The sequence below is a fragment of the Gluconobacter kanchanaburiensis NBRC 103587 genome (genome assembly GCF_007988905.1).
Taxonomy (GTDB): Bacteria; Pseudomonadota; Alphaproteobacteria; order Acetobacterales; family Acetobacteraceae; genus Gluconobacter; species Gluconobacter kanchanaburiensis.
This window is the reverse complement of record NZ_BJVA01000014.1, coordinates 18273-36886: the sequence shown is the minus strand read 5'-3', so window position 1 is coordinate 36886 and position 18614 is coordinate 18273. Positions and strand designations below refer to the sequence as shown.

The window sequence follows — 18614 nt, the reverse complement described above, 5'->3', positions numbered from 1 at the left end:
GGATATGAACTCTCTGGGGCTGTTTGCTCTGTTGCTGGCTGTGGCGACGTTGTTCGGGATTATCAATTACCGGACGTTGAAGCTTCCGCTGACCATCGGGATCCTGCTGATCTCGATGCTGATTTCCCTGATTGTCATGCTCCTGAATCCGCTGTTTCCAGGCTACGACCTGCAACAGGTTCCCCAGACCCTTCTCGGGACGATCAACCTTCCGCGCACCTTGCTGGACGGCGCACTGTCCTTCCTGCTTTTTGCGGGCGCGATGCAGGTGGATCTCGGATTGCTGGTATCGCGTGGAAAGTCTGTTGCCGCCCTTGCGATTCTGGGAACATCGCTTGCCGTGGGGCTGCTGGCTGTGCCGGTCTGGCTGATTTTTCCGGTCTTCGGGCTTGCCGTTCCCTTTAGCTGGTGTGTGCTTTTAGGTGCCATGCTGGCACCGACCGATCCCGTTTCTGTTGTGGGGATGCTTCGGCGTCTTGGTCTGCCCCCCGCGCTTCAGGCGACTTTCGCGGGTGAGAGCCTTTTCAATGACGGCGTGGGGGTCGTTATTTTCGGAACCATGATCGGATTGGCGACGGGGGAGGCGGAGTCTGTTTCCATGGGGGACTTCGTTGTGCGGTTTCTGGTTGAGGCCGTGGGCGGAGGACTACTTGGTGCTGTCACGGGCTGGCTGACGCTCCTGCTGCTGCGGGGCGTGGACGACATGCAGATCGACCTTCTGGGGTCTCTGGCGCTGGCCACGGGGACGTACAGCCTGGCGAATGGGCTGCATATGTCAGGCCCTATCGCTGTGGTGGTGGCTGGAATGAGTCTGGCCAGCAAAACGGGGCACCGGTCGATCCCTGCGAAATCCCGCGAGGAAATGGTCCTTTTCTGGAACCTGATCGACGAAATCCTCAATGCGCTGCTGTTCCTGCTGATTGGTTTTGAACTGCTGGAAATCAGGCCTCATCTGCCTCCGTTCCTGACAATGCTGGTGGTGATTCCGCTTTCTGTGCTGGTTCGCGGGGCAAGTGTTTTCCTGTCCACGATGCCGGTCCATCTGCGGCCGGGGGAGCGCGGTCGTGCGCTGGGTGTTCTGACATGGGGTGGGCTGCGGGGCGGCATTTCCGTAGCGCTGGCGCTTGGGCTGCCTGCGGGCGAGCTGCGCGATACGCTCCTTCCCGTCTGTTATGGCGTGGTTGTCTTTACGATCATCGTGCAGGGCCTGACGATGGAGCGTGTGGTGCGGCGTCTTTATCCCGAAACCGCGCCTCCTGCCTGACGCCGTCGGGAAGAAAGACTTCAGGAAAAGGTGTTCGGTTCTCCCTGTCGGTCTGTGAAGCCGGCTGTGATAGGTTTGGAAAACACAGAATTCTGGTGGAGTGTTCACATATGGTACGTTTGCGGTATTCGAAGGGTTTCTTGGTAGCCGTAGTTTTTGGATGCGGGCTAGCGGGTACCGGGTTTGTAGGAATGCAGGACGCGCGGGCGACCCCCCTGAAGGGGCAGAGAGCCTGCTGGCAGTCGAATGTGGGTGAGGATCCGCGACCTGAAATCAGTTGTCAGAGTCTCTCTCCGGATTTTCTCAGAAAGCTTGAACATGCAACGCCCGCGCAGGTGGTTAAGCTGTTCGGCGTGCCGGGCAAGGACGGCAAACCGACCTATTTTGAAGGGGTTGGAAAGGTTCCGGGTTTCCATAACGGGTATGTCGATCTGGTGTATGGCCAGGGACGCGTGACCAAGGTGAATGCGGTGACGACCGAATTCCAGAACAACGGAATGGCAGGGCCCGAAATGGACTTTGGCTGGGAAGCTGCGAAGGGCGAATGCTCCGATTTCCCGGGTTCAACCCGTCGCTGTAACGCAGTTCAGTGAAAATAAGTCTCAGGTCTTTACGGCTTCACGCTTAAGGGGAGGCCGGAGGACCTAGGTGCTGACGGCTGGCCGGAAATGAAACGTCGTTTTGCCGAAATATTGCAGGGCGGATTGTGTCTCTTAACCGGGATAGGTGGGATGATAAGTGCCCGGCTCCCAGTGTGCGTAATAAGAGGCAGAAGAGGCCGTACCCCGCCAGTATGTCATGTCCGGACCGGGCAGTAGTCCGGAAGTCCAGCTCCGGAAATGGGCGCTCTCGTCTAGGAATTTTCCCCGCGATGGCCAGGGAAAGGTCCGCTCATCGCCACACCGGGCTGTCCACACGACAAAATCCAGCAGCCCTGCCAGACAGTGGACGGGAGGATGAAGGTCTGCACCGCGATTCCTAAGATCATAAAGCTCAGCACTACGCTGTAAACCGTTCCGGCTATATCAGGATCGCGATATTTCGTCTGTTCATGGAATTCTGGATTTAGGAACGTGGGTGGCAGTGTTCCGGCGTGATACTGCGCAGATAGGCGGCAAATTCTCGGAACACGGGTGCACGTGGATCGGAGGCGCGCCATGTGAGGCCGATGGTCCGGCGCGCCTCACGCTCGGGGAGAGTGCGGACGGTGATCAGGTCCTCGAAATCGGTTCGGTTGCGCAGGGCTAGTTGAGGAATAAGGGAAAAGCCTTCTCCGGCGCCGATCATGTACCATAGCATTTCAAGGCTGGTGGCCAGTCGCTGCTCGCCGTCGCGGGGGACGGTCGGACAGACGGACAGGGCCTGATCGCGCAGGCAGTGGCCGTCTTCCAGCAGGAGCAGGTCCGGGCGTCCAAGCTGGCTGAGGGAGAGTTTCGGCTTTTGTGCTAACTCATGCGTGCTCGGGAAAACGGCGAGGAAGGATTCCTCGAAGATCGGCGCGCTTTCCAGGGAGTCCGAAGGGACGGGTAGCGCCATCAGGGCAACGTCGAGTTCGCTGTTGCGCAGAGCGTGAATGAGCGTATTCGTCATGCTCTCGCGCAGACGAAGGCTAAGGGAGGGATAATGTTCCCGCAGCCGGGGGAGAAGGCCGGGAATGTAATATGGGCCAAGTGTGGGGATGACGCCGAGGCGCAACGCGCCGTCCATCGGGCCGGTCTGCGCCCGGGCGACTTCGAGCAGATTACGCGCCGCCGCCAGCACCTCGCGACCCAGTGCGAGCAGGCGCTCACCATCGGGAGTTGGCGCAACGTGACGTCGTGAGCGTTCGAAAAGGGTGACGTCCAGAAGCTGTTCGAGCTTGCGGACCTGTTCGGACAGTCCGGCCTGACTGACGCCGCAGCGTTCAGCCGCGCGAGAGAAGTTGCGCAGGTCATCGACCGCAACCACATATTCAATATCGCGGAGGGACAGGCCGGAAAGGGGAACATAGCTCATATTTCATAGATAGGATCGAATAACGTCATGGGGAAGTGCGGTTCTGCCTGTTAAAGGAAAATAACGTCGGAAGAGGCTGTTTCCTAAGGGCAGGGTTCATATCATGATCGGGATGCTTGATATCTTCATCTCATAAGTTCGGTTTTAGCGATCAGTCATATTGACAGGAACTGTTTCCTGTCTCTCTCTTTCTGTGTGACACAGAGTCCGCAACACAACACCAACCCAAGGTCAGGAGACAGTCTGATGGTACGCATCAACTCCCCGCTGAAGCCCTTCTCTACCGATGCTTTCCGCAACGGTGAGTTCCTCACGGTCACGGACTCCGACGTTCGCGGCAAGTGGTCCGTCTTCTTCTTCTATCCGGCCGATTTCACGTTCGTCTGTCCGACGGAACTCGAAGACCTCGCCGACAATCAGGCCGCTTTCGACAAGCTGGGCGTGGAAATTTTCTCCGTCTCCACGGACAAGCATTTCACGCACAAGGCCTGGCACGACACGTCCCCGGCTATCGGCAAGATCAAGTACACGATGCTGGGCGATCCGACGGGTGCGATTGCACGCAACTTTGATGTGCTGATAGAAGAAGCCGGCATGGCCGATCGCGGCACGTTCCTGATCGATCCGGAAGGCAAGATCCAGTACATTGAGATCACCGCCGGTGGTGTCGGCCGCAGCGCGACCGAACTTCTGGAGAAGATTCAGGCTGCGCAGTATGTCGCAAGCCATCCGGGCGAAGTCTGCCCGGCCAAGTGGAAGGAAGGCGGCGAAACGCTGAAGCCGTCCCTCGACCTCGTCGGCAAGATCTGATCTTTCCCGGATCTGATCAGGGTGGGGCTTTCGGGCGCCACCCGCTTCCGCCTCCTTAGGGGGCGGCTGAGCCGGACAGTCTTCCGGTTCGAAATTTTCCAGTCCCGAAATCCGGAGAAAAAAGATGCTTCAGGACGACCTGAAAACCCAGATGCGCGCCTATATGGAGTACCTGCGTGATGCGGTCGTGCTTGAGGCGACCCTTGGCGCGGATGCTCGTTCGGCAGAAGTGCGCGGCTTGCTGGAAGACATTGCAAGCCTGTCCCCCAAGGTGACGTTTTCGGACAAAGGGCAGGGTTCCCGCACGCCGTCCTTCGTCATCCGCCGCCCCGATACGGATATTCAGGTCTGCTTTGCGGGTCTGCCGATGGGGCATGAGTTCACGTCTCTGGTTCTGGCGTTGCTTCAGGTCAGCGGCCATCCGCCGAAAATCGAGGCAGATGTGGTCGAGCAGATCCGCGCACTGGACGGGGAGTTCCATTTCGAGACGTATTTCTCGCAGTCCTGCCAGAACTGCCCGGACGTAGTGCAGGCGCTCAATGCCATGAGTGTGCTGAATCCGAAGATCCGTCACACCGCTATTGATGGCGCGGATTTTCAGGACGAGGTGGAGCGTCTTGGCATTCGTTCTGTCCCGCAGGTCTATCTGAATGGCGAGCCTTTTGCGTCGGGTCGGATGGAAGTGGCGGATATTCTGGCCAAGCTGGATACGGCTTCGGTCGCACGTTCGGCGGAAAAGCTGAACGACATGGCACCGTTTGACGTGCTGGTACTTGGCGCTGGGCCTGCGGGCGATGCGGCGGCGATCTATTCCGCGCGTAAGGGGCTGCGGACTGGTCTTGTGGCGGAGCGGTTTGGCGGTCAGGTCATGGATACGGCCGGGATCGAGAACTTCATTTCCGTGCAGGAAACGGAAGGGCCGAAACTCTCGGCAGCGCTCGAAGCCCATGTGCGTCAGTATGACGTGCAGATCATTGCATCCCAGCTTGCAGCGAAGCTGATCCCGGCTGAGGAAGTCGGTGGTCTGCACCAGATCGTTCTGGAAAGCGGTGCGACGTTGCGTTCGAAGACGGTCATCATTGCGACCGGCGCGCGCTGGCGGCATCTGGGGGTTCCGGGCGAAGAGGAATATCGCACGAAGGGCGTCGCTTACTGCCCGCATTGTGATGGTCCATTCTACAAGGGGCGTCCGGTTGTTGTCACCGGCGGTGGCAATAGCGGTGTGGAAGCGGCAATCGATCTTGCCGGCATCGTCTCGCATGTCACGTTGCTGCAGCGTGGCGCGCATCTGAAGGCGGACAAGGTGTTGCAGGACAAGCTGCTGAGTCTGTCCAATGTGACGGTCCTGACCAATGCCCTCACCACGAAGATCGAAGGGAATGGCAAGGAGGTCACGGCCCTGGCCTATAGCGACGGTGATGGTGGGCTACATCAGATCAGGACGGACGGCGTGTTCATTCAGATTGGCCTGCTGCCGAATACCGAATGGCTCAAGGGCGCGTTGACGCTCAGCCCTTACGGAGAAATCATCATTGATGATCATTGCGCGACATCTGTTCCAGGCGTTTTCGCGGCCGGTGATGCGACGACTGTTCCATACAAGCAGATCGTCATTGCTATGGGTGAGGGGGCAAAGGCGTCCCTGTCGGCTTTCGATTACCTGATTCGTCTGCCAGTGGCTGCAAAGGTCGGATAAAGAAAAGAGGATTGGGGATTTTCAGGGCGGGGTGTAGATTCTGATCATGCATCCTTACCTGATCCCTCTTCTTACTTTTGCGGCCGCCGCTGCTGTCTTCACGATTACGCCGGGCCTCGATACGGCCATGACATTGCGCACCGCCACGACGTCGGGCTGGAAGGCTGGTTTGGCGGCGGTTGTCGGGATCTGTCTTGGGCTTGGGATCTGGGGGCTGGCGGCGGCATTTGGTCTCACGGCTCTGCTGGCCGCGTCGGAAACGGCGTTTACGGTCGTCAAATGGGCTGGTGCGCTGTATCTGGCCTGGCTCGGGATCGGATTGATCCTGCGTCCCCGGACGTCGCTCGGGGCAGCGGAAGCGGTGCCGGTGCAGGCCGATGCCCGTGCGGCCTTCAGCCGAGGATTGCTGACGAATCTGCTCAATCCCAAGGTCGGCATTTTCTATATGACGTTCATGCCGCAGTTCATTCCGCCGCATGTGAACGTGAAGGAGTTTTCGCTCCTGCTGACGGCCATTCAGGCGCTGTTGTCGTTCTCGTGGCTGGCGCTGCTCGTTGTGCTGACGGTGCCTTTGGGCCGGTTTTTGTCGAGTGCGACGGTCGTGCGGCGCATGGACCGGCTGACGGGTAGCATTTTTCTGGCGTTCAGCCTTAAACTGGCGCTGAGCCGGAGGGCCTGACCGATGACCAGAACCTCTCTCTTCATGATCTGCTTCGTCGTAGGAGCAACCTGCGCCATCGTGTCTTACGGCATTGCCCATCACTGAAGGCACGCCCCGCCGATATGCGCAGATTTTCCTGAAAGTCAGGAAACGGGCGCGCCTGTTCTGAGGCGCGCCATTTTCAGTCAGCCTTGCAGGATTAGTTCCGTCAGAAGATTCCATCGTACCGGGATGCTGGAGACTTCGATGTACTCCTGCAATGTATGGGCACCGTCCCCGACGATCCCGAGTGCATCGAGTGTGGGGACACCCATGGCGGCGGAGAAATTTCCGTCCGATCCGCCGCCGCTGGATAGATCGAAAACGGTCTGGCCAGCGGCCTTCGAAATGCTTTCGGCTTTCAGGACCAGATCGGAAATGCCCTGATCCTTGACGTAACCGGGACGGTTGAGATCGCCTTCCACCGTGAATGCAACATCCGGATCAACCGACTTGAGACCAAGAATACGCGCGTTCATTTCCGCTCCGGTTTTACGGTCCGGCACGCGGAGGTCAACGACGGCAGAGGCATGTTCCGCCACGACATTGGCCCCCGTGCCGCCGGTAATGAGACCGACATTGACCGTAATGCCCCGGCTTTCATCCGTCATGGCTTCAAGGGCAAGGATCTGATGGGCCAGTTCGCGGATGGCGCTGCGTCCCTCGGCGTGCGCCCGGCCGGAATGGGCGGGTCGTCCGTGACAGGACAGAAAATAGCGCCCGACACCCTTGCGACCGCTGACGATCCCGTTGCCCGGCCGCCCGGGCTCCGTCACGAGAACATATTTTGCCTTTGCGGCTTCTTCCTCGATCAGCCGACGGGAGGATGGGCTGCCGATTTCCTCGTCGGAGACGATCAGCATCCGGATCGGCAGCGGTGATGTCCGCGCCAGACGCGCAAGCGCCCTGAAGGCGAGCAGGACGCCTGCTTTCATGTCGGCAATACCGGGGCCATAGATCCGGTCGCCCTCTTCTTTCCAGGGAAGGGTGTAGGCAAGTGTTCCGATCGGATGGACGGTGTCGATATGGCTGAGAAGCAGGATGCCCTTTTCGTTCGACCGTCTTTGCGGGTCGTACAGCACGATGTGGTCGCCGAGGGCCGCGCCGCGGGTATCCGTGTTTCCAGTGTGGATTTCGGTGGCAAGGCCCGCCTCCTCGGCGCGGGACATGATCAGCCGTCCCAGTTCGTTCACCTTTTCGGGGCTTGTGGTCGGTGTCTCGATGCTGACCCAGTCCTTGAGTTCGGCGAGGAAGGACGACAGGTCTTCGGAGGACATCTTCATGAAAATGCTTTCAGATGGCTGGAAAGATCAGGGTGATGAAAATCAGGTGTCAGACGCTGTGGACAGCATGGTCGGGGTGTCGCGCAGACGTTTTCTCATCCACAGAAAGGGCACCGTGGACAGGAGCGCCATGACCACGACGTAGAAGCACCACGAGACTGAGCTACCGGTGTGGTTGATGATGACGGTGAAGATTGGCTGGGCCGAGCCGCCAAACACCGTGACTGCCAGTGAATAGGCGCATCCGACGCCGATGGTTCTGACGGGCATGGGAAAGAGGCGCGCAAGAATTCCCGTCCCGGTCCCGGAGGCTGCGCCGTGGAAAATGGCGAGAAAACCAAGCAGGGCGAAGACGGTGACGAAGCCCGCGCCGTGAGAGAACAGGACGAAGACCGGCACGATGGTGCAGGCCAGAATGATGCGGCATGTTACGACGATGGCCGTTTGCCCGACTCTTGAGACCAGATAGCCGCTCGCAATTGCCCCGAAAGCCGTTCCCGCACCGATCGCGATATTGACCGAAAGGGCGGGTAGCGCATGAAAATGCAGATTCTTACCGGCAAACAGGGCGCAGTACAGGAAGAAATACTGAAGGACGGTTCCGCCTGCGGTAATCAGCATTCCGGACAGCACTTCCACGGGCATTCGCGTGAAGACTGATAGGATATGCGGAGGCGGTGTATCGTTTTCGGCAGGGACGAGTGTCTCTTCCAGGGCGCCCCGGAGCCAGAGGCCAATGGGGCCGATCATCGCCCCGATCGCAAAGGGAATGCGCCATCCCCAGCCCGCAAGTTCCTGACGGGTCAGGAGAATGCTCAGGAGCGCTCCTAGAAGGCCGGAAGCGATGGTGGCGAAGGACTGGCTGGCCAGTTGCCAGGATGCGGCCCGGCGTGATGTTTTCGTATCGGGTGCGGCTTCGACCAGAAAGGCCGTGGCTGGCCCCATTTCGCCGCCTACTGAAAATCCCTGAAGCAGGCGCGCTACGAGCAGCAGGGCCGGAGCGGCGATGCCGATCGACCTGTACCCCGGAAGGATCGCAATGAGCAGCGAGCCGATGCACATGGACAGCAGGGTCAGGGTCATCGCTGCCTTCCGGCCCCGCGTATCGGCGTAATAGCCGATCAGAAGAGCGCCCAGGGGGCGGGCGACGAAACCGAGACCGAAGACGGAAACAGCCTGAAGAATCCGGACATAATCGTCCGTACTTCCGAAGAAATAGTCGCCGATATAGACCGCATAGGCCGTAAAGACGGTAAAGTCGAAGAATTCCAGTGCGTTGCCAACGGTTGCGGCGGCGATTGTCCTGACAGCTTTCTTATCCGTCATTCAGGGGGGCCTTCTGGTTGGCGACTGTGTTCCGTGGTGTGTTCTGCAGCATCAGAAATTGTAATTCACACGGCCGCCAATGAAACGAGGCGGACCCGAAATGGCGGTCTGGACGTTCGTGGCCTGGGAGCGCGTCAGATCATATTTCCGGTTGGCGAGATTGGTCGAATAGATCGTGGCGGACCATTTTTTTGAATTGGGCTCGAAGGTCAGGAAAGAATTCAGAAGGAAATAGGCCGGAACGGTCCTGTACGGTGGATTTCCGGGAATGAGACCTTCGGCGCCGCGATAGGAGTAATCGACGTCGAACAGGACATGATACCGCGGAAGAACATGGAAGGTGTAAATGGCGGATCCGTTCATCGAAATTTTCGGGATGCCGCTGTCGACGCCATGATAGTCGCTGTAAAAGGCCTGCCAGATGCCGGTCTTGGCGTAATAGGCGTTCACCTGTGTCGCGTTGATCGAATGGAACTGGTCATAGACGCCGCGCTGGTATCCTACGACCTGCGTCAGGGTCAGGTCCCGGGTCGGATGTGCCTCCATGGAGCCTTCAACACCCCAGATCGTCGAGCGCGGAACGCTGACATAGGAGCCGACGGAGCCATAGCTGGGAACGACGATGTTCCCGAGGACCTGCTGGTCGCGATAATCGTAATAGAAGGCGGCGGCATTCAGACGGAGACGGTGGGAGAAGAAGTCGTTCTTCGTGCCGATCTCATACGCCAGAATTGTCTCGGGCTTGATGGGCTGGGCCTGTTGCGCCACGACCGTATTGTTGGCGGTAAAACCACCCGGCTTCATGCCTTTGCGGATATCCGCGTAGAACAGACTGGTCGGTGTTGCCTGATATTCGACACCGATCTTGCCGGTGAACTGGTTGGCCAGCGCCCCATGGGTTCCGAAGTTGAGATCGTTGTGTCCGACATGGATTGTCGTCAGATCGACAAGCTGCCTTGAGTCCGATTCATGGGCAATGCTTCCCACGAAGCGCAGGTTCTTCAGAACCTTGTAGCCCAGAGTTACATACTGGTTGAATGTTTCCTGTGGCGAACTGAAGCTCGTTTCCGACAGATATCCACGCAGAGCATAATCGGTGAAGTCGTAGTAATTGTTCTGCTTCTGCATCACCCGGTTGTAATACAGACCGGCGTCCCATGTGAAACGGCTCGGGCTGTCTTTGAGGTTATGCAGGCTGACTTCCTGCGTGAAGGAGTTTGCGACCTGGGTGCGGTAATTGTCCGCCGTTGCATAGAGCATGCCGTCCTGATCCTGATATTCGTGCAGTTGCACGGCATCATAGGCGCTGGAAACGTCGAGCTGTCCGAAGCGGAAACGGTGCGCCATCGCCAGATGAAAGCCCCAGTTCAGGTCATTAAAATCTGGTTTCGTGTCGTGATAGCCGATGAGCTTTGCGAAAGCGGGTTTGATGTCCCAGCCTGTCTGGTAATAGCCGAGATCACGTCCGTACTGTCCGGCATAGGCCGAAAGATTGTTGTTGATGCGAAAGCCGGGTGCTTCTGAACGGTTCAGGGACCAGTATCCGGTCAGATTGACATCGGTATTTTCATCCGGCTGCCAGGCGAGTTTGCCGCGAATTGCTCCGGTATGCTGGTTGCCAAGCGACTGTCCGGTATCGCGGTTCCGGTAATAGCCGCCATCCTCGAGTAGTTCCGCCGCAAGACGGTATTGCAGGTTATGCGTGATGGAACCGGTGACGAAGGCATCCGTTTTGCTTCTGTTATAAGACGCGAAATCTTCGGAAATGCCGGCGTGAAACTGTTTCTCCGGAGCCTTTGTCGTGATGCGGACCTCGCCGCCTGTCGTGGTCTGGCCGTGCGTGAAACCTGAAGGTCCCGGATCGACGCCAATGCTGTCGATATCGAAGAGCGGTCCTGAAGTCATGGAAGAGATGGAGTAAGCCACGCCATCGATATAAGGCATGACGGATGGTGTATTGTTCATGGTCAGGTCATTGAAACCCACCCCGCGAAGATGGAAATTCAGGGCGCTGGAGCCGTACTGACTTTCGATCTGGAGATTGGGCGCGAGTTTCTGGATATCAGTCGTGGTGATCACAGCGCGCTGCTGAAGGGTCTCTGAACTGATCATCGTCGTTGACGAACCGACATGTTGTTCGGTGTTGAAACGTGTTGGCAACCTGCGAACCGAGACCCGGATTGTTTCGGTGTCAGTTGCCGCTCGTGATGTTGCATGGCCCGCATTTCTGTGCCGCGCAGCAGCAGTCGTATTTGTCGCCCCTTTTGCGGAGGCGTGTCGCAGGGGATGCACGGAATGTCTCTGTGCAGCCTCAGCGGGAAAAAGAGTCGTGCTGACTGTGCCGAATGCCAGCGCGGTTGTCAGTTTGTAAGTCCGGGAAAGAGCACGCAGCACCATGAAAAGCCTCCTTTACGGGCCCATCGGTTTCAACGAGTGGGTTGTGACTGCTCCCGCCGGAATGGAAGGGAACCTCAACTCGTTGCCTAATTGGAATATTAAAAAATCGATTGAATCCATACCGTATGAAGAACAAGAATGTTGCGTTCCATGCAACGGAGAGACATGATGTTTGGCGGTCACGAACTGAGTGAACGGACCCTGGAGTATCTGGACGCGGTGGCGCGCTTTGGCAGCATCCGGTCCGCAGCGACAGCGACCGGCGTCAACGCTTCGACCATCAGTCGTCAGATCGCGGCTCTGGAAAACCAGCTTGCCCTCAGTCTCCTGATGAAAAGGGGACGTGTAACCGCGCTTACGGAAATGGGTGAAGTCGTCTGTAACTACGCCCGGGAACGGGCCCGTCTTACGCGCCGCTTCCAGAGCAGTCTTCAGGAATACCGTAATCTCGAACGCGGGCATGTGACGATCGGGAGCGGCGAGGGCATTGTGAGCGTGCTGGTCAAGACGGTCCTGCACAGGTTTGCTGCCAGTCATCCCGGCGTTACGATCGAAATTCGTACAGCTCCCCTTCCGCGACTTGTCCAGATGGTCCGCGATGATGAAGTGGATGTCTGTATCTATGCCGGGGCGGCACGGGATCCCATTCTGAATGCCCGCCCGTTCCAGACTGAACCGTTATGTGCGATTTTGCCCGTAACTCATCCTCTAGCCCGGAGGGAAAAAGTTACGATGGAAGACGTGGTGGCCAGTCCGCTGATTTTCTTTCAGCCGCATTTTGCCGCCCAGACCTATGTAGATGCCATTCTCGAAGACCGGCAGCTCACCTATTTCCCAGCGTTCCGCTGTGATCTGTTTGGAACCGCCCTGTCGCTTGTGGCGCATAATCTTGGGGTTGCCTTCATGACGAAAGGGGCCGCGCAGGATTATGTCGATCTCAACCGTGTCTGCGCCGTCCCGCTAGATCATCCGATTGCCAATACATTCGAGCGTTATGTTGCGATCCGGGCTGGACGTCGGCTGATGCCTGCGGCGTTCGATCTGTGGCGCGATATTCTCAGCGCAAATTCGGTTGCACCCTGACGGTTCGCCCCGGGCCATATCCCTGATACATGTTTCATAGGATTTCATTTTCAGACCCGAGGGCGATGACATGTCAGATCTTTTCCAGAACGGTCCGCAGGACAGCACCCGCTCCGTTCTGGTCGCCCTGCTGGCCTGCGGTATTGTTATCAGCGCGATCTGGATCCTCCGGCCATTCCTGCCAGCAACGATCTGGGCCGTCACGATCGCGGTTACGACCTGGCCCATGCTGCGCCGGCTTCAGGCCTGTGTTGGAAACAGCCGGCGAGCCGCCGTTTCCCTGACCATTCTGATTGCGATGGTGCTGTTCATCCTGCCGCTCTGGCTTGCCATCACAACGGTTTCAAGTCATTTCGGCGATATTGCCGCCCTTGTTTCGTCTTTGCCCACTCTTCGTCTACCGGATGAACCCGCATGGCTTGCGCGGCTGCCGTTGATCGGACCGCATGTCGGTCCGTTCTGGACACGGATGCAACATATGCAGTTTCCGGAAATGGTCAGGCAGGTCGTGCCGTCTCCGGAGACCCTGATCCACACATTTCTGGCCTATGCGGGAAGTTTCAGCCTTCTTGCTCTTCAGTTCGTGCTTACACTGATCATTCTGGGCGTGCTTCTTATGCGCGCTGAATCGGCGATTGGGGTGGCAGACAGTCTGGTGACCATTCTGGCGGGTAGCCGGGGGCGGGAGATGCTTCAGCTCGCCGCTTATACCATCCGGGGTGTTGCATTCGGTGTTACGGTAACTGCGGTTGTGGAGGCCGTGGTTGCGGGGATCGGACTGAAACTCGCGGGTGCACCATGGGTCAGTATTCTGACAGCGCTCACTTTCATGGTCTGCCTGCTACAGGCCGGTCCGGGGGTCATCCTGATCCCGGCCGTGATCTGGGTCTATTTTGATCAGGGGCTGATGCCTGCGGTGCTTCTGTTGGTTGTGACGATCATAACGATCATCATTGATAACGTCCTGCGCCCGTTCCTGATCCGCAAGCAGGCTGATATTCCGCTCATTCTCATCATGCTCGGCGTCATTGGCGGTCTTGGGGGCCTCGGACTGGTCGGAATTTTCATCGGTCCGCTGGTCCTGTCCGTGGCCTATACCCTGACCAAGAGCTGGATCAGTGATTCCCGGACGGAGACTCCGTCTTTGCCGCCGAACTCCTGATCCCAGACGTTATTGCGCTTTACCCGGACCGTAAGTCTGCCGGATGCGCCGGGCCTGATGGATGAAATAAAGTTTGGCGCCCGTCATCCGCACGGAACGGAACACAAGATAGAGTGGAGCCGTCAGAGCCGTACGGGATGAAAGGGGTAGATAGGCGATCTGTCCGGCATGGTGCTGCTGCATGGATTGCGGGACGAGGGAGAGGCCGAGACCGCCCGCCACGAGGTTGAGAGCCGCGAGAAGCTGCGGGCCTTTCTGCCGGATGCGTGGTGTAAAACCCGCTCCCAGACACGCATCGACGATCGTTTTGTAAAGCCCGTTATTGTACTGGCTCTGATACAGGATGAAGTCCTCGTTTTCGAGTTCGGTAAGTCTGATCCCCTCTGTCAAAGCCTTGTTTGCAAGCGGATGGGTGCGGGGGACCGCGACTACCATTGGCTCTTCGACGATCAGTTCGACCATGACGTCCGAAACATAGGGGATAGACGTTCTGACAAAAGCGACATCTACTGTATCGTCGCGCAGGGCTTCGAGAAGCTGGCTGGAATTGCCTTCCGTCAGCGTCAGCCCCACATCCGGCCATGTTTCACGGAACTGCCCCAGCATGTCCGGTAGGCTGGGGTGACAGAGTGCGGAGTTGGTGAAGCCGATCGAGAGTTCGCCTGCTTCGCCTCTTACAATACGTCGGACATCCTCCACCGTCTCATTCATACGCGCGATGACATCATACGCCCCTTTGAGCATGCTCCGTCCCGCTGTGGTCAGGCGCATTCCTCTTGCATGGCGCTCGAAAAGCTGGACCCCAAGTTCCTGTTCCATGCCCCGAAGGAGGCGGGTGAGGGGAGGCTGCTGGATTCCGAGACGCTCTGCGGCGCGTGTCAGGTTGCGTTCTTCCGCAATGGCGACAACAGCATGAAGGTGGCGAAGTTCGATCATTCCATACCTTTAAAGTATGATGAAACCTTTCGGCAAACATTGGTGCTGACACGAAACTTCTTTAAGGTCCGCCGCGTCACAGACACATCCCTTGACCGAACAGGAACGCGCCATGACCAAGACCATTCCCGCCACACTCATCGCCGGTGACGGAATTGGCCCGGAAATCATGCAGTCGGTCACGACCGTCATGGAGGCCCTTGAAGCCCCCTTTCTCTGGGATCACCAGAGCGCAGGCGTAGGTGCGTTCGATCAGTACGGAACCGCCCTTCCCGAAGCTACGCTCGATAGTATCCGCCGTACTGGCCTTGTGCTGAAAGGTCCGCTGACCACCCCCGTCGGCAAGGGTTTCCGCTCCATCAATGTCACGCTGCGTCAGGCGTTCGATCTGTATGCCAACGTGCGCCCGACCCAGACGATCGTGCCCGGCGGCCGTTACGAGAACGTCGATCTGGTCGTGATCCGCGAGAACATCGAAGGCCTGTATGCCGCGATGGAGCATTATATGGCCGTGGATGGGGACCCGGAAGCCGTGGCGTATGGCGCCGGGTTCAATACCCGCGCCGAATGCAATCGGATTGTCCGCTTCGCCTTCGAATATGCCATCAAGAACAACCGTAAGAAGGTCACGCTCGTCCACAAGGCGAATATCCTGAAAATCCTGAGCGGTCTGTTCCTGCATGAAGGTCGCAAGGTCGCTGCGGAATATGAAGGCCGCGTGGCCCTAGAAGAACGCATCGTTGACGCCTGCGCGATGGAACTCGTCATCCGTCCGGAGAATTATGACGTTATCGTTACGACCAATCTGTTTGGTGATATCCTGTCCGATCTGACGGCGGGTCTCGTGGGCGGCCTGGGCATGGCGCCTGGCGCGAATATTGGCGAGAAAATGGGCATTTTCGAAGCCGTCCATGGCTCTGCGCCGGACATTGCCGGACAGGGCATCGCCAATCCGCTGGCGCTGATGATGGCCGGTAGCATGATGCTGGCGCATGTCGGACGGCAGGATCTGTCCAAGCGGCTGGACGGCGGCATGAAGCAGATCCTTCAGGTCGAGGGTCTTCGCACGCGCGATCTGGGCGGCAAGGCCACCACGCAGGACGTCACGCAGGCCCTTCTACGTGCCATCCAGTAATTTTCTGCCCCCACTCTAATGACAGCCCTCCGAGGAACATTCCCATCATGAAACAGGTTGGACACGACCTTCTGGACTGCCAGCGCGACATCTCGATTGAGGGGCGCTCCTATCGCTATTTTTCTCTGCCTGTCGCCGCTGAAAAGCTGGGCGACATTTCGCGCCTACCCGTCAGCCTGAAGGTGCTGCTCGAAAATGTCCTGCGTTTTACGGATGGCTCGACCTATCGCGTCGAGGACGCGCAGGCGATCGTAGACTGGACGAAAACCGCGCACTCGACGCAGGAAGTCCCGTTCAAGCCCGCGCGCATCCTGATGCAGGATTTCACCGGCGTTCCGGCCGTCGTCGATCTGGCGGCCATGCGCGACGGCATCGTCTCACTTGGTGGTGATCCGCAGAAGGTCAATCCCCTCGTCCCCGTCGATCTGGTGATCGATCATTCCGTGATGGTGGACGTCGCCGGACGCAAGGACGCGCTCCAGCAGAACGTCGCGCTGGAATTCGAGCGTAATAGCGAACGTTATGCGTTCCTGCGCTGGGGGCAGGAGGCGTTTGACCAGTTCCGCGTCGTCCCGCCGGGTGCTGGCATCTGTCATCAGGTCAATCTGGAATATCTGTCCCAGGTCGTCTGGACTGGAACGGTCGGCGACGTCACCTACGCCTATCCCGATACGCTGTATGGCACGGATTCCCACACGACCATGGTCAATGGTCTGGGCGTTCTGGGCTGGGGCGTTGGTGGGATCGAGGCCGAAGCTGCCATGCTCGGACAGCCGATTTCCATGCTCATCCCCGATGTCGTAGGCTTCCGCATGGACGGGCGTCTGCCGGAAGGCACGACCGCGACCGATCTGGTGCTGACGGTCACGCAGATGCTGCGGACCAAGGGCGTGGTCGGCAAGTTTGTAGAGTTTTTCGGCCCGGCGCTGGATCATCTGCCCGTCGCGGATCGTGCGACCATCGCAAACATGGCCCCGGAATATGGCGCGACCTGCGGCTTTTTCCCCGTGGATGCGCTGGCGCTGGACTATCTGCGCCAGACCGGCCGTGACGAGCATCGCATTGCGCTGACCGAAGCATGGCTGCGCGCACAGGGCATGTTCCGCGATGCCTCCACGCCGGAGCCGGTGTTCTCGGACGTTCTGACGCTGGATCTGGCTACGGTTACGCCATGCATTTCCGGACCCAAGCGCCCGCAGGACCGGATTGAACTCGCCGCCGCCACCCCGGCTTTTGAAAAAGCCCTGACGGAGACGCTCGGCGTCAAGCCAGGCGATATCCACAAGACCGCTCCTGTCGCTGGGACGGAGTATGCGGTCGGGCATGGCTCCATTGTCATTGCCGCCATCACGTCCTGCACCAACACGTCCAACCCGGCCGTTCTGGTTGCCGCCGGACTGGTCGCCCGCAAGGCCCGCGCGCTTGGCCTGATGCCGAAACCCTGGGTGAAGACGTCGCTCGCGCCGGGATCGCAGGTCGTCACGGATTATCTGGATCGCGCCAATCTGAGCGCCGATCTGGACGCGCTGGGCTTCGAGACAGTCGGCTATGGCTGCACGACCTGCATCGGCAATTCCGGCCCGCTGGCGAAGGAACTTGTGGACGCCATTGAAGGCAATGGTCTGGTCGCAACCTCCGTCCTGTCCGGCAACCGGAACTTCGAGGGCCGCATTTCGCCCAACGTCCGCGCCAATTATCTCGCAAGCCCTCCGCTCGTTGTCGCCTATGCGCTGCTGGGGACGATGCGCGAAGATATCACGACGGCCGTACTGGGACATGCACCTGACGGCACACCGGTTCATCTGCGCGATATCTGGCCAACCAATCACGAAATCGCAGAACTCGTCGGCTCTGCCGTCACGCGCGAAGCCTTCGTCGAGCGTTACAGCCACATCACGGAAGGTACCAAGGAGTGGCAGGCTCTAGCCTCGGCCAGCACTTCGGCGACCTATAACTGGCAGCCGGGCTCAACCTATGTGCAGAACCCGCCCTATTTCGATGGTCTGACCGCCGAGCCCGCGCCGACCAAGGACATTGCCGGCGCGCGGATTCTGGCGCTTCTGGGCGATAACATCACGACCGACCACATCTCCCCGGCTGGTGCGATTGCGGCCTCTTCGCCTGCAGGCGTCTATCTTCAGGAAGGGCAGGTCGCGGTGAAGGATTTCAATTCCTACGGCTCACGCCGCGGCAATGACCGCGTCATGGTTCGGGGGACTTTCGCCAATATCCGCATCCGCAACGAGATGGCACCGGGAACTGAAGGCGGCGTCACGCTGCATCAGCCGGACGGCGTACAAATGTCCATCTATGATGCCGCCAGCCGTTACGCTCAGGACGACGTACCGCTCGTGGTGTTCGGCGGCAAGGAATACGGAATGGGCTCGTCTCGTGACTGGGCCGCAAAGGGCACGCGTCTCCTGGGCATCAAGGCCGTCGTCGCCGAAAGCTTCGAGCGCATCCACCGCTCCAATCTCGTCGGCATGGGCGTCCTGCCCCTGACCTTTGAGCCGGGCACAACACGCACGACGCTAGGGCTGGATGGAACGGAGACGATTGCCATCCACGGCATCGAAACCCTCACACCACGCGCGACCCTGACCATGACGGTCACCCGTCAGGATGGCAGCACGTTGGATGTCCCGCTGCTGTGTCGTGTCGATACGGTCGATGAAGCGGAATATTATCGCAACGGAGGTATCCTGCCTTACGTCTTGCGCGGGATGGCTTCAGGAGACTGAGACACTGGATTTCCTGATTCTCAGCCGGCTTTAGAGACTTTTCAAGGTCAGGGAGAGGATCAGGCAGGCCCTGATCCCTTTTTCCT

14 protein-coding genes are annotated in these 18614 nt (G+C 58.7%); 9 read left to right on the top strand and 5 right to left on the bottom strand.

Annotation, left to right across the window (positions count from 1 at the left end; genetic code table 11):
- Positions 1-4 precede the first annotated feature (4 nt).
- A complete protein-coding gene (locus GKA01_RS10650; RefSeq protein ID WP_146862758.1) occupies positions 5-1264 on the top strand; it encodes a cation:proton antiporter in 1260 nt (419 codons plus the stop codon).
- Positions 1265-1455: 191 nt separating this feature from the next.
- Positions 1456-1857 (top strand): hypothetical protein, encoded by a 402-nt coding sequence (locus GKA01_RS10645; protein WP_228120018.1) that lies wholly within the window; start codon positions 1456-1458, stop codon positions 1855-1857.
- A 472-nt stretch (positions 1858-2329) separates the two neighbouring features.
- Here the strand turns inward: GKA01_RS10645 and GKA01_RS10640 are convergent, their stop codons facing one another.
- Entirely contained in the window at positions 2330-3259 is a 930-nt protein-coding gene (locus GKA01_RS10640) for a hydrogen peroxide-inducible genes activator (RefSeq protein ID WP_146862675.1), read from the bottom strand.
- 246 nt (positions 3260-3505) lie between these two features.
- Here GKA01_RS10640 and ahpC point away from each other — a divergent pair, with 246 nt between their 5' ends.
- The 3 genes from ahpC (at position 3506) to GKA01_RS10625 (ending at position 6444) form a co-directional block, all read left to right on the top strand.
- A complete protein-coding gene (gene ahpC / locus GKA01_RS10635) occupies positions 3506-4069 on the top strand; it encodes an alkyl hydroperoxide reductase subunit C (protein WP_141352581.1) in 564 nt (187 codons plus the stop codon).
- A gap of 124 nt (positions 4070-4193) precedes the next feature.
- Positions 4194-5765, top strand: coding sequence for an alkyl hydroperoxide reductase subunit F (gene ahpF / locus GKA01_RS10630; RefSeq protein WP_146862672.1), 1572 nt, complete (start codon positions 4194-4196; stop codon positions 5763-5765).
- A 46-nt stretch (positions 5766-5811) separates the two neighbouring features.
- On the top strand, positions 5812-6444 hold the full coding sequence (locus GKA01_RS10625; protein ID WP_146862669.1) for a LysE family translocator: 633 nt from the start codon (positions 5812-5814) through the stop codon (positions 6442-6444).
- Between the two features lie 167 nt (positions 6445-6611).
- Here the strand turns inward: GKA01_RS10625 and GKA01_RS10620 are convergent, their stop codons facing one another.
- Genes GKA01_RS10620 through GKA01_RS10610 form a run of 3 tightly spaced genes read right to left on the bottom strand, consistent with a single transcriptional unit; the run spans position 6612 to position 11471 of the window.
- Entirely contained in the window at positions 6612-7748 is a 1137-nt protein-coding gene (locus tag GKA01_RS10620; protein WP_146862666.1) for a M20 family metallopeptidase, read from the bottom strand.
- 42 nt (positions 7749-7790) lie between these two features.
- Entirely contained in the window at positions 7791-9074 is a 1284-nt protein-coding gene (locus GKA01_RS10615; protein ID WP_146862663.1) for an MFS transporter, read from the bottom strand.
- Between the two features lie 51 nt (positions 9075-9125).
- Positions 9126-11471: a TonB-dependent receptor gene (locus tag GKA01_RS10610; RefSeq protein ID WP_146862660.1), complete on the bottom strand. Its 2346-nt coding sequence runs from the start codon at positions 11469-11471 to the stop codon at positions 9126-9128.
- A gap of 165 nt (positions 11472-11636) precedes the next feature.
- Between GKA01_RS10610 and GKA01_RS10605 the strand changes: the two genes are divergently transcribed.
- Together GKA01_RS10605 and GKA01_RS10600 are read left to right on the top strand one after the other, a co-directional pair.
- Entirely contained in the window at positions 11637-12554 is a 918-nt protein-coding gene (locus tag GKA01_RS10605) for a LysR family transcriptional regulator (RefSeq protein WP_146862657.1), read from the top strand.
- 70 nt (positions 12555-12624) lie between these two features.
- Entirely contained in the window at positions 12625-13716 is a 1092-nt protein-coding gene (locus tag GKA01_RS10600) for an AI-2E family transporter (RefSeq protein ID WP_146862654.1), read from the top strand.
- Between the two features lie 9 nt (positions 13717-13725).
- Here the strand turns inward: GKA01_RS10600 and GKA01_RS10595 are convergent, their stop codons facing one another.
- Positions 13726-14652: a LysR family transcriptional regulator gene (locus tag GKA01_RS10595; protein ID WP_146862651.1), complete on the bottom strand. Its 927-nt coding sequence runs from the start codon at positions 14650-14652 to the stop codon at positions 13726-13728.
- A gap of 112 nt (positions 14653-14764) precedes the next feature.
- Here GKA01_RS10595 and GKA01_RS10590 point away from each other — a divergent pair, with 112 nt between their 5' ends.
- Both GKA01_RS10590 and acnA read left to right on the top strand, forming a co-directional pair.
- Positions 14765-15787 (top strand): isocitrate/isopropylmalate dehydrogenase family protein, encoded by a 1023-nt coding sequence (locus GKA01_RS10590; RefSeq protein WP_146862648.1) that lies wholly within the window; start codon positions 14765-14767, stop codon positions 15785-15787.
- A 47-nt stretch (positions 15788-15834) separates the two neighbouring features.
- Positions 15835-18528 carry an aconitate hydratase AcnA gene (gene acnA / locus GKA01_RS10585; RefSeq protein WP_146862645.1) on the top strand — a complete coding sequence of 898 codons (2694 nt, stop codon included), beginning with the start codon at positions 15835-15837 and terminating at the stop codon, positions 18526-18528.
- Positions 18529-18614 lie beyond the last annotated feature (86 nt).